This is a genomic window from Hydrogenophaga sp. (assembly GCF_011772445.1).
Lineage (GTDB): Bacteria > Pseudomonadota > Gammaproteobacteria > Burkholderiales > Burkholderiaceae_C > Hydrogenophaga.
The window spans coordinates 83,099-94,439 of record NZ_WVZN01000024.1; the positions used below are offsets into that span (position 1 = coordinate 83,099).

An 11,341-nucleotide genomic window follows, 5' to 3' on the forward strand; every position below is an offset into this window, starting at 1 on the left:
GCCGGCGCCGGGTTCAGCGCGCCCCGGCTTTCTCGAGCATCGCGGCCATGGCGGTGTAGCCGCGCGCGCGGGCCAGCGCCAGCGGCGTGTGGCCGCTGCGGTCGGCCAGTTGCAGGTTCGCGCCGGCGTCGATCAAGGCCTTGAGCGTGGCCTGATGCCGCGGCCCGCCGTCGCCGAGCACGATGGACTCGATGGCGGCTGTCCAGTGGAGGTTGTTCACGTGGTCCAGCGGCGCGCCGGCCGCGATGAGCTGACGCACCACGCCCTCGTGTCCCAGGTGCGCGGCCGCGATCAGCGCGGTGCCGTCGTAGCGGCTGGTCACCCGCTTCGCGCTCGCGCCGTTGGCGAGCAGGATCCGCAGCGTGTCCTCGTCGTCGGCGACCGAGGCGATGGTGACGGCGTCGTAACGGCCATGCTCCAGCGCCCCGTGGTTCGCGCCGGCCTTCAACAGCGCCTGCACCGCCTCGCGCTGGCGCGCGAACGTCGCCACATGCAGCGGCGTGCGGCCGGCACCGTCGGTGGCGTCGATGGCCGCGCCCGATTGCAGCAGGCGGGCGATGGCGGCCACATCGCCGCGCTGCGCCGCAGCGTGCAGGCCCTGGTAGGCCGCGACCTCGCTTGGCGAGGGCGGCACCTGGGCCCGCGCGGCGCCCGCGAACGCGGTGGCCAACGCCAGCAAGAGCAGCGCGCGGCGCTTCATTGCAGGGCCGCCTTCACCTGTTCCAGCGCGGCCATGGCGCACTGCTCGTCCAGGTGGCCGCCGGGCGCGCCGCCCACGCCCACGGCGCCGATCACCTCGTTGCCCGCGCGCACCGGCACACCGCCGCCGAGCAGCAGGTAGCCAGGGATGTCCTTCAGGTTGGCCGCGGCGGGGTTCTTTTGCGAGGCTTCCATCATGGCCAGGGTGGTGTTGCGCGCCGAGGCCGATGTGTAGGCCTTCAGGCGGCTGGCTTCCAGGGTGTGCGGGCCGGCGCTGTCGGCGCGCTGCACGGCGCGCACGTTGCCGGCGCGGTCGACCACGGTGGCGGTCACGTTGTGGCCGTTGGCGCTGCAGGCAGCCACGGTGGCGGCGGCGATCTGGTTGGCCAGCGCCAGCGAGACATTGCGCTCGCTGAGGACGGCGCCACCGGTCTGTGCCTGGGCGAGGGCGCTGGCGCCGATCAGCGCGATGGCCAGCGTGGTGCAAATGGGGGTGTTCATGAAGCGGGTCTCCGTGGGGGCGTTGCGGTTCGATCAACCGTGTCCGCACTGTAGGAATCGCGCGCCGCGCGCACCATTCGCGCGGCTACGCGCGGGGCTCCGTAGAACTACGCGGTGCCCGGCTCGTTCACCAGCGCCGCGTAGCCGCGCACGAGCTGGGCCAGGGAGTCCGCGCCGAGCTTCTCGAACACATGCGCGCGGTGCGTCTCCACCGTGCGCGGCGACAGATCGAGCGCTCGCGCGATTGCCTTGTTGCTCAGGCCCTCGATGATCAGCGCCAGCACCTCGCGTTCGCGCGGCGAGAGCTGTTGGAACCGCTCGCGCGCGGCGCGGTCGGTCTGCGCGTGCTGGCGCAGTTGCGCGTGCTGGCGCACGGCCTGCTGCAGGGCCTCGATCAGGGCCTCGTCGTCCACCGGCTTTTCCAGGAACTCGGCCGCGCCGGCCTTGAAGGCGCGGCGGCACATCTCCACCGTGCCGTGGCCGGTGAGCATGATCACCGGCTGGTCCACGCCCTCGGCCGCCAGGGTGTCGAGCACGCTCAGGCCGCTGATGCCGGGCATGCGCACGTCGAGCACGATGGCGCCGATGCCCTCGCGCTCGAAGCCCGCCAGAAAGGCGCGCGGGTCGGCCCAGGCGACCACGCGCAGGCCCACCGTGCCGATCAGCAGGGCCAGGCTCTCGCGCACCGCCTCGTCGTCATCGATGAGGTGCACGGTGGGGGAAAGGGCGTCACTGGCGGTGTTCATGGTGGCGTGTCGGTGGCGATCGGCAGGTTCAGCGAGAACAGCGCACCGCCGCCCGGCGCAGCGCCCGCGCTCAGCCGCCCGCCCTGCGCCTGCGCGAGCGATTCGCTCAGCGTGAGACCCAGGCCGAGGCCACCCTCGCGGGTGCTGAAGAAGGGCTCGAACAGGCGCGGCAGCACGTCGGGCGGCAGGCCCGGGCCGGTGTCGGCCACGTCGAGCACGGCGCGATCGCCCTCGCGGCGTACCGACAGGCGCAACTCGCGTGGACCATCGGCCTGGCGGTCCATCGCTTGCAGCGCGTTGGCGATCAGGTTGTGCACGATCTGATCGATCGCGACCGGATCGGCCCGCACCACCACGGCCTCGTTCGCGGGCCAGCGAACGGCCACGCCGCGCCGGTCGATCTCGGGCTGCAGCAGGTGCAGGGCCTCGCGCAGGCAGGCGCCGAGGTCGAGCGACAGGCTCGCCGCCGCTCCGGCCGGCGGCTCGAGCCCGCGGCGCAGCCGCGCCAGCACCTCGGCCGCACGCCGCGCCTGCGCGCCGGCGCGGCCCATGGCCTCGCGCGCGGTGTCCAGCGCGGGCGGCTCGTCGGCCAACAGGCGCTGCGCGGCCTGGGTGCTGGCCAGCACGGCAGTGAGGGGCTGGTTCAGCTCGTGTGCCAGGCCGGCCGCGAACTCGCCCATGGCGTTGAGCCGGCCGAGCTGGCCCAGGCGCAGCAAGGCCTCGGCGCGCTGGCGCGCTTCGCGCAGGCGCAGCGCGTGCGCCAGCAAGGCCAGGCCGGTCAGCACGGCCACCACCCAGGCGGCCATGCCGAGCCAGGGCAGTTCGCCCCAGCCGACCCAGCGCGTGGCCGCCGCGTGAAAGGGCTGGCTCTCGGCCGCCACCACCTTGTCGAAATCGAATCGCCAGCCGCGATCGAGCGGGCGACCCGCTTGCAGGGGGAGCGACTGTCCTTTCCACTCCAGGGCCACGCGCACCGGGCTGCTCGCGCGGTGCATGGGCCAGTCGGCGTCGGGCACCAGGCCCTTGAGCGCGATCACCAGGGCGTAGGCGCCGTCACCCGCACCCAGCACCAGCGTGTAGCGGCCGCTGGCCAGATCGCCCTCGGCCATGACCGCACGGCCACTCGTGCGCGAGGTCGACTCGGCGCGTGCCAGCGCCGCGTCGGCCCAGGCGCCACCGGGGGCGCGCGCCAGCACGCTCAAGAGTCGGGGGTGGATGGCGCTCAAACGCGGCAGCGCCTCGGTGCGCTCGGGCTCGAGCAGGGCCAGCGTCGAGAGCACCGCGTCGTGCTGGACCACCTGCTGGCTCAGCAGCCGATGCACGATGCGCGCGTCGGTCTCGAAGGCGGTGCGCTGTGCCTCCAGCCCGCGCTGCGCGATGAGCCACGCGCCGAGCAGCGACAGGACAAGGCCTGCCGCGGTCCAGCCCAGGCGGGACGTCCAGGAGCGTTGCATGGCGGCGATTCTGCAACGTCTCGTCATCCGCCGGCCGCCTGCCCTGCGCCACAATGCCGCGGGTGACGATCACCTGGCTCGACCGACTCACGCCGCACCGCCTGCTGCAGGCCTCCATCGCCGTGGCCCTGCTCACCATCGGCCTCAAGACCGCGGCCTGGTGGCTCACCGGCTCGGTCGGCTTGCTGTCCGATGCGCTGGAGGCGCTGGTCAACCTCGCCGGGGCCAGTTTCGGTCTGCTGATGGTCACCATTGCCGCGCGCCCCGCCGATGCGGACCACCCCTACGGACACCACAAGGCCGAATACTTTTCCTCGGGCTTCGAGGGCGTGCTCATCGTGGTCGCGGCCTTCGCCATCATCGTGGCCGCCGCCGGCCGCCTGATCCACCCCCAGCCGCTGCAGCAACTCGACCTGGGCCTCTTGCTGACGCTGTTGAGCACCGCCCTCAACGGCGCGCTGGCCACGGTGATGCTGCGTGCCTCGCGCCGGCACCGGTCGGCCGCGCTGGAAGGCGACGCGCGCCACCTGTTCACCGACGTCTGGACCTCTGTCGGTGTGCTGGTGGGCATCGCGCTCGTGGGTTTTTCGGGCTGGCTGTGGCTCGACCCGGTCGTCGCCATCCTGGTGGCGCTGAACATCCTGCGCGAAGGCCTGCGCCTGGTCTGGCGGGCCGCGCAAGGCCTCATGGACGAGGCGCTCGACCCCGCGCTGCAGGCCACCATCGAGCGCACGCTGGCGGGCTTCGCGGCCGCCCGCTTCGACCACATCAGCACACGCAAGGCCGGCCAGCGCCGCTTCGTGGACCTGCACATGCACCTGCCCGCTGCCTGGCCGCTGGGCCGCGCCGCTGCGCTGCGCGCCGAGGTGGAGCAGGCACTCATGCAGGCCGTGCCCGGCCTGCGCGCCACCATCCAGCTGCTGCCGACCGATGTCGAGGCCCTGGCCATCGAACAAGACGAAGAGGAACCGACGTGATTGCCCTGCTGCAACGTGTGAGCCAGGCCCGCGTGGACATCGCCGGCGAGACCGTCGGCGCCATCGGCCCCGGCCTGCTGGTGCTGGTGTGCGCCGAACCGGCCGACACCGAGGCCCTGGGCCTGAAGCTGCTCAACAAGGTCTTGAAGCTGCGCATCTTTGCGGACGACGCGGGCAAGATGAACCGCAGCGTGCAGGACGTGGGCGGCGGCCTGCTGATCGTCAGCCAGTTCACCCTGGCGGCCGACACCACCGGCGGCAACCGCCCCGGCTTCACCGGCGCGGCGCCGCCCGCGCTCGGCGAATCGCTCTACGATGCCTTCGTGGCGGCGGCGCGCGCGGCGCACCCTCAGGTGGCCACCGGCCGCTTCGGCGCCGACATGCAGGTGCACCTGGTCAACGACGGGCCGGTGACGATCCCCATGCGCTTGACGGCCTGACGCACCGGCGCGCCATCAGGAGGAAGGCATGACGACCCCCACGAATCCCTCGACACCCGAGCCCGAAGCCCGCGCCCACCTGGTCACCGGCGCCTTGCAAGCCGCTCTGGCCTATGCCCTGTACCAGACCACGCGCCAAGGCGCCTGGCCCGCCACCGAGCCCGCGGCCTTCGTGCCGCTGTTCCTGCTCATGGCGCTGGCGCCCCTGGGGTTCTACCTCGCCAGCGCGGCGCCGCTGCGCCGGCGGGTGGCCATCGCGCTGGGCGTGGGGGCGGTCGCGCTGGCCGTTGGCGCCTATCACGGCCTCACCGTGAGCGGACTTTCGGTGAACGCGCGCGCGAACCTGCCCTTCAAGGAAGACGACTACCTCATGCCCACCTTCGTGCTGGGCCTGGCGCTGATGATCGCCGTACCCGCCGTGGCCGTGGCGCGCGAGGGCCGCGTGCGCTACGAGGCCTGGTTCGACGCGCTGCTGCACAACACCCTGCTGCTCGCGCAGGGCGGGCTTGTCACCGGCCTGTTCTGGCTGGTGATGTTCAGCGCGGCGGCGCTGTTCAAGCTCGTGCGCCTGCCCTTCCTGGGCGAACTCATCGAACGCGGCGAATTCTGGATTCCCGCCACCGCGCTGGTGTTCTCCTACGGCGTGTCGCTCGCCGTCACGCAGCGCGCGGTGGCGCGCTTCCTGTTCGACCGCGTCACGCAGCTCTGCGGCTGGATCTACCCGCTGGCGAGCGCCCTGGGCGTGGCCTTCGTGGCGAGCTGGCTGTTCCAGGGCGTCGAGCCCCTGCTGCAGACGCGGCGCGCGGCCTTCCTGCTGCTGTGGTTCGCGGTGCTCAGCGTGCTGCTGGTCAACGCCAGCTCGCGCGGCGGACTCGACGAACCGCGTTACCCGCGCTGGTTGCGCCGCGCCCTGTCCACCGGCCTGCTGGTGCTGCTGCCCATGGTGGCGGTGGCGCTGTACGCGCTGGGCCTGCGCATCGGCCAGTACGGCTGGACGGTCGACCGCCTCTGGGGCCTGTTCGTGGCGATCGTGATCGCGGTGTTCGCGCTGGGCTATGCGCTCAACGCACTGGCCGAATGGGCCGGCCGCGCCGAACGCTGCTTGGTGCCCGCCACCAACGCGGTGGCCGCCGGGGTGGCCGTGGCGGGCATCCTGTTGCTGCTGGGTGGTGCGATCGACCCGCGCCGTGTCAGCGTGAACGACCAGGTGAGGCGCTTGATGGCCGACAGCGGCGACCAGCAGGACCCCATCCGCTACCTGGCGCGCGAAGGCGGCGTGTTCGGCCGTCGTGCCTTGCAGGCCCTGGCGGCCGACGACCCCGTGTTCGGTGGGGTACCCCTCGCGCGCCAGACGCTGGCGCGCGACGCGCTGAGCGACGCCGACACCCGCCGCGAGCGCCAGGCGGCGGTGCTGCGCGGGTTGCCCGTGTACCCGGCGGGCGCCATGGCGCCGCCTGCGCTGCTCGAGGCCCTCGCGCGCGAGGGCGGTGCAGGCGCTTGCGAGGCCGACACCTGTCTCATCTGGCGGCTGCCGCCCGAGGTGTTGGGCGCCGAGGCCTATGCGCTGCTGTCGCGCCAGGCGTCGGCTACCCGCGGCGGCGGCGCGCGCGTGTGGCGCGCCGGTGAACGCGGTGAATGGGCGGCGCAAGGCAGCTTGCCGACCCAGGGCCTGGACGCGCGTTGCCAGTCGCAGCCGGGCGCCGCCGCCCTGTTCGACGCCGTGCGCGAGGGCCGCGTCGCGTCGGTGCCGCCTCCGCAGCGCGACCTGTCCGCCGGCGGCCTGCGCTTCCCGGTGCAGCGCTGGGGACGCGCCGACGGCTGCGATTGAGCTCAGGCCTTGCGCGCGTGGCGCGATCGGGCGTAGGGATCGGGCTCGCCCAGCGCGGCCAGGACTTCGCTCTCGCGCGCCTCCATGGCCTCGGCGTCGGCCTCGCTGGTCTCGTGGTCCCAGCCCTGCGCGTGCAGCGCTCCGTGCACCAGCAGGTGCGCGTAGTGCGCGGCCAAGGGCTTCTTCATCTGCTTCGCCTCGGCCGCCACCACGGGCGCGCAGAGCACCAGGTCGGCCATCACCACGGGCTCGGTGGCGTAGTCGAAGGTGAGCACGTTGGTGGCGTAGTCGCGCCCGCGGTAATCGCGGTTGAGGGCCTGGCCCTCGTCGGCGTCGACGATGCGCACCGTGAGTTCGGCCTGGCGGTCGAGCGCGCGGCGCAGGCAGCGCGCGACGAAGGCGCGCGGCAGCGCCGCGCGGTGCTCGGCCACTCCGTCGAAGCGCGCGAACTGCAGCGACAGCGTGAGCGTGGGCAGGGCCATCAGCTCGCCGCCTTGCCGGCGCTGAGCGACTGCAGCGACTTGCAGTTGGCCAGCAGCACGCGCTCCTGCGCCGTGTGGTCGGCAGCCAGGAAGCTCAGGAAACCCTCTTCGCCCTTGGTGTTCCAGCGCAGGCTGTGCTGTTCGTCCAGCGCGATGTAGCGCACGCCCGAGGCGCTGGGCCGGCTCTTGAGCAGCGCGGTGCGTCCCTGGTGGTGCAGGGCGGCGAAGCTGTCGCCGTGCCCGAACTCCAGGTAGGCCACCTCGATCTCGGTGCCGCTCTCGCAGCGGTAGCGCACCGTCTCGCTGCTGTAGCCCGGGCCCTGGATGGCGCCCCGGGTACCGGGCGCCGCCGGGTGCTGGTGCAGCGCGCAGCCGCCGGCCAGCAGGGCGGTGGCGAGCGGGGCGGCGATGGCGATCGAACGCATGGCGGGTTCTCCCTTCAGGTGTTTCGGCGGCGGCGGGCCGGTTCGGCCTCTTCCACCGACGGGCTGCGCGCCTCGTAGGCGTCGACGATGCGCGCCACCAGCGGGTGGCGCACCACGTCAGCGCTGGTCAGGCGCGTGAAACCGATGCCATTGACCCGCTTCAACACGCGCTCGGCGTCGATCAGGCCGCTGAGCTGGGTGCGAGGCAGGTCGATCTGGCTCACGTCGCCCGTGACGACGGCCTTGCTGCCGAAGCCGATGCGCGTGAGGAACATCTTCATCTGCTCGGGCGTGGTGTTCTGCGCTTCGTCGAGGATCACGAAGGCGTCGTTGAGCGTGCGCCCGCGCATGAAGGCCAGCGGCGCGATCTCGATCTGTTGGCGCTCGAAGGCCTTCTGCACCTTGTCGAAGCCCATCAGGTCGTACAGCGCGTCGTAGAGCGGGCGCAGGTACGGGTCCACCTTCTGGCCCAGGTCGCCGGGCAGGAAGCCCAGCTTCTCGCCGGCCTCCACCGCGGGGCGCGTGAGCACGATGCGCTGCACCGCGCTGCGCTCCAGCGCGTCCACCGCGCAGGCCACGGCCAGGTAGGTCTTGCCGGTGCCGGCCGGGCCGATGCCGAAGGTGATGTCGTGCTGCGCCATGTTTTCCAGGTAGCGCGCCTGGTTGGGCGTGCGCCCGCGCACCTCGCCGCGGCGCGTCTGCATGGTCAGCGCGTCCTCGCCGGGCTTGTCCAGCGCGGTGTTGCCGTTGAGCATGAGCTGCACCTGCTCGGGCGGGATCGGGCCGCGCGCCATCTCGTACAGGGCCTGGATCACCTCCATGGCGCGCTGCGCCTTGGCCTTGGGGCCTTCGACGCGAAACTGCTCGAAGCGGTGGGCCACCTTGACCTGCAACGCGGACTCGATGGCGCGCAGGTGGGCGTCCAGCGGGCCGCACAGGTGGGCCATGCGCGTGTTGTCCGGTGGGCTGAAGGTGTGTCTGAGAATCAAGCCGATAATCCGCGAAGCGCCAAGAGGGACTCGAATGATAGGCAAGTTGACCGGCACCCTGCTGGAGAAGAACCCGCCCCAGATCCTGCTGGACTGCCACGGCGTGGGCTACGAGGTGGACGTGCCCATGAGCACCTTCTACCACCTGCCCGCCAGCGGCGAGCGGGTCTCGCTGCTCACCCATTTTGTCGTGCGCGAGGACGCGCAGATCCTCTACGGCTTCGGCACCTCGGCCGAGCGCGACGCCTTCCGGCAACTCATCAAGATCAGCGGCGTCGGCCCGCGCACCGCGCTGTCCGTGCTGTCGGGCCTGTCGGTGAACGACCTGGCCCAGGCCGTGAGCACCCAGGAGACCGGGCGCATCGTCAAGGTGCCCGGCATCGGCAAGAAGACGGCCGAGCGGCTGCTGCTCGAACTCAAGGGCAAGCTGGGCGTGGACCTGGGCCTCCCGGCGGGCGCCACGCGCAGCGACGCGCAGGCCGACATCCAGCAGGCCCTCATGGCCCTGGGGTACAACGAAAAGGACGCCGCCGCCGCGCTGAAGGCACTGCCGGCGGACGTGGGCGTCACCGACGGCATCAAGCTGGCGCTGAAGGCGCTGGCCAAGTAAATGAGCATCCAGACCGACGACTTCGCCCCCGCGCCGCGCGTGATCTCGCCAATGGCGACCTCGCCCAAGGAAGAGGCCATCGAGCGCGCGCTGCGGCCCAAGCTGCTCGACGAGTACGTGGGCCAGATGAAGGTGCGCGAGCAGCTCGAGATCTTCATCGGCGCGGCCAAGAAGCGCGCCGAGGCGCTGGACCACGTGCTGCTGTTCGGCCCGCCCGGTCTGGGCAAGACCACGCTGGCGCACATCATCGCGCAGGAACTCGGTGTGAACCTGCGCCAGACCAGCGGCCCCGTGCTCGAAAAACCCAAGGACCTGGCCGCGCTGCTGACCAACCTCGAGCCCGGCGACGTGCTCTTCATCGACGAGATCCACCGCCTCTCGCCGGCGGTGGAGGAGATCCTCTACCCGGCGATGGAGGACTACCAGATCGACATCATGATCGGCGAGGGCCCGGCCGCGCGCACCATCAAGCTCGACCTGCCGCCCTTCACCCTGGTGGGCGCCACCACGCGCGCGGGCATGCTCACCAACCCGCTGCGCGACCGTTTCGGCATCGTGGCGCGGCTGGAGTTCTATTCGGCCGAAGAACTCGCGCGCATCGTGCGGCGCAGTGCGGGCCTGCTCAACGCGCCCATCGACGAGGACGGCGCCTTCGAGATCGCGCGCCGCTCGCGCGGCACGCCGCGCATCGCCAACCGCCTGCTGCGCCGCGTGCGCGACTACGCCGAGGTGAAGGGCAGCGGCCGCATCAGCAAGGACATCGCCGAGCGCGCCCTGGCCATGCTCGACGTGGACCCCCAGGGCTTCGACCTGATGGACCGCAAGCTGCTGGAGGCCGTGATCCACCGCTTCGACGGCGGGCCGGTCGGCCTGGACAACATCGCCGCCAGCATCGGCGAAGAGCGCGACACCATCGAGGACGTGATCGAGCCGTATCTCATCCAGCAGGGCTACCTGCAGCGCACGCCGCGCGGGCGCACCGCCACGCTGGCGGCCTACCGTCACCTGGGCGTGAACCCGCCGCGCACCGAGGGCGGCCTGTTCGGCGCCACCGACTGAGCCGCCATGACCAGCCCGCCGACCGTCACGCCCCCGGACACCGCAGCGCTGACCAGCGCCACCGAGGCGCTGTACCGGGCGGCGCTCGGCCCGGGCCGCACGGCGCACTACCTGCCGGTGTTCGCGCGGTTCGACGAACGCGGCATGGCGGGGACCTCGTGGAACCACGCGGCCGCCTGGCTCAATCTGAATTGGCTGCTGTACCGGCGCCTGTGGCGCCGGGCCCTGCTGTACGCCGTGGCCCTGGCCGCTGCGCTGGGCCTGTGGTGGTGGGCGCGCGGGGTCATGGCCGCCTGGCCGGCGGGTGTGCGCTGGGGCCTGCTCGCCCTGATCGGTGTGCTGGCGGTGGTTGTACCGGGCTGGTGGGGCAGCGCCTGGCTGCACGCCGACGTGCGCCGGCGCATGACGGATGCCGTGCGGCGCGCACGAACCGTGCAGGAGGCCTGCGGCTTGCTGCAGCGCGTGGGGCCGCTGCGCTGGGCCTGGGCGCTGGCGCTGGTGGTGCAGATGGCGTTGTTGTTCGCGCTGGGTGTGCGCACCGGTGGCGGCGCGCCCACCACCGCGTCCGGGCCGGCGCTGGCAGAGCCGACCGTGGCCGAGGCGGCTGCGCCAGCCCCCGTGCCGGCCGCCTTGCCAGCGCCTGTCCCGGCGTCGGCGTCCGCATCGCCGGCGTCCGGCGAGCCTGTCGCGGAGCCCGCGCCGTCCCTGGTCTCCGCCTCGTCCGGCGGCGCGTCGGTGGCAGGCACCGTCACCGACGCGCCACCCAGGCCTCCGGTGGCGGCACCGGCACCGCCACCCATCCTGGCGCCGGCCACCCGGACGAGCCCCCGGCCCGCCGAGGCGTCTGTGGCCAGTGCCGACGCACCGCGCCCGCGCTGGCAGGGCCACGGGGTCAATGTGGGCATCTTCGCCGACCCGGCCAACGCCGAGCGCGCCGCGGCCCGGCTGCGCCAGGCCGGCCTGCCGGTGCGCACCGACCCCGTGGAATCGGCGCGCGGTCCGCTCACGCGCGTGCGCGTCGGTCCTTTCGACACCCACGACCAGGCTGTGACCGCGGCGGAAACGGTGCGCAACCTGGGCCTGGAGGCCCGCGTGTTCGGGCCCTGAACGGCGAAGCCTGTTTCAGTCGAC

Annotated in this window: 13 protein-coding genes; 6 read left to right on the top strand and 7 right to left on the bottom strand. The window is 72.6% G+C overall.

Going from position 1 to position 11,341, the window contains the following annotated elements; genetic code table 11:
- Nucleotides 1–13: 13 nt before the first annotated feature.
- The 4 genes from GTO19_RS10970 to GTO19_RS10985 form a co-directional block, all read right to left on the bottom strand.
- Complete coding sequence (locus GTO19_RS10970; RefSeq protein WP_291020967.1) at nt 14–700, bottom strand: ankyrin repeat domain-containing protein; 687 nt, start codon at nt 698–700, stop codon at nt 14–16.
- Nucleotides 697–1,200, bottom strand: coding sequence for a heme-binding protein (locus GTO19_RS10975; protein WP_291020968.1), 504 nt, complete (start codon nt 1,198–1,200; stop codon nt 697–699). Before GTO19_RS10975 ends, GTO19_RS10970 begins: the two co-directional genes overlap by 4 nt.
- 107 nt (nt 1,201–1,307) lie before the next feature.
- Entirely contained in the window at nt 1,308–1,946 is a 639-nt protein-coding gene (locus GTO19_RS10980) for a response regulator (protein WP_291020969.1), read from the bottom strand.
- Complete coding sequence (locus tag GTO19_RS10985; RefSeq protein ID WP_291020970.1) at nt 1,943–3,400, bottom strand: ATP-binding protein; 1,458 nt, start codon at nt 3,398–3,400, stop codon at nt 1,943–1,945. The genes GTO19_RS10980 and GTO19_RS10985 overlap by 4 nt, the downstream gene beginning before the upstream one ends.
- 53 nt (nt 3,401–3,453) lie before the next feature.
- Between GTO19_RS10985 and GTO19_RS10990 the strand changes: the two genes are divergently transcribed.
- Genes GTO19_RS10990 through GTO19_RS11000 form a run of 3 tightly spaced genes read left to right on the top strand, consistent with a single transcriptional unit; the run spans nt 3,454 to nt 6,645 of the window.
- Entirely contained in the window at nt 3,454–4,377 is a 924-nt protein-coding gene (locus tag GTO19_RS10990) for a cation diffusion facilitator family transporter (protein ID WP_291020971.1), read from the top strand.
- The gene (gene dtd / locus GTO19_RS10995; protein ID WP_291020972.1) at nt 4,374–4,817 is read left to right on the top strand and encodes a D-aminoacyl-tRNA deacylase; all 444 of its coding nucleotides are present in this window, start codon (nt 4,374–4,376) and stop codon (nt 4,815–4,817) included. Before GTO19_RS10990 ends, dtd begins: the two co-directional genes overlap by 4 nt.
- A 28-nt stretch (nt 4,818–4,845) precedes the next feature.
- Complete coding sequence (locus GTO19_RS11000) at nt 4,846–6,645, top strand: DUF4153 domain-containing protein (protein ID WP_291020973.1); 1,800 nt, start codon at nt 4,846–4,848, stop codon at nt 6,643–6,645.
- Between the two features lie 2 nt (nt 6,646–6,647).
- Here GTO19_RS11000 and ybeY read toward each other — a convergent pair whose 3' ends face one another.
- Genes ybeY through GTO19_RS11015 form a run of 3 tightly spaced genes read right to left on the bottom strand, consistent with a single transcriptional unit; the run spans nt 6,648 to nt 8,541 of the window.
- A complete protein-coding gene (gene ybeY / locus GTO19_RS11005) occupies nt 6,648–7,127 on the bottom strand; it encodes an rRNA maturation RNase YbeY (protein WP_291020974.1) in 480 nt (159 codons plus the stop codon).
- The gene (locus GTO19_RS11010; RefSeq protein WP_291020975.1) at nt 7,127–7,552 is read right to left on the bottom strand and encodes an MliC family protein; all 426 of its coding nucleotides are present in this window, start codon (nt 7,550–7,552) and stop codon (nt 7,127–7,129) included. The genes ybeY and GTO19_RS11010 overlap by 1 nt, the downstream gene beginning before the upstream one ends.
- 14 nt (nt 7,553–7,566) lie before the next feature.
- Complete coding sequence (locus tag GTO19_RS11015; RefSeq protein ID WP_291025865.1) at nt 7,567–8,541, bottom strand: PhoH family protein; 975 nt, start codon at nt 8,539–8,541, stop codon at nt 7,567–7,569.
- 34 nt (nt 8,542–8,575) lie between these two features.
- On the opposite strand from GTO19_RS11015, the gene ruvA reads away from it, so the two are divergent.
- The 3 genes from ruvA to GTO19_RS11030 are packed head-to-tail and all read left to right on the top strand — an operon-like array spanning nt 8,576 to nt 11,317.
- Complete coding sequence (gene ruvA, locus GTO19_RS11020; protein WP_291020977.1) at nt 8,576–9,151, top strand: Holliday junction branch migration protein RuvA; 576 nt, start codon at nt 8,576–8,578, stop codon at nt 9,149–9,151.
- Entirely contained in the window at nt 9,152–10,210 is a 1,059-nt protein-coding gene (gene ruvB / locus GTO19_RS11025; RefSeq protein ID WP_291020978.1) for a Holliday junction branch migration DNA helicase RuvB, read from the top strand.
- Nucleotides 10,211–10,216: 6 nt separating this feature from the next.
- On the top strand, nt 10,217–11,317 hold the full coding sequence (locus tag GTO19_RS11030; RefSeq protein WP_291020979.1) for an SPOR domain-containing protein: 1,101 nt from the start codon (nt 10,217–10,219) through the stop codon (nt 11,315–11,317).
- The last annotated feature ends 24 nt before the right edge of the window (nt 11,318–11,341 follow it).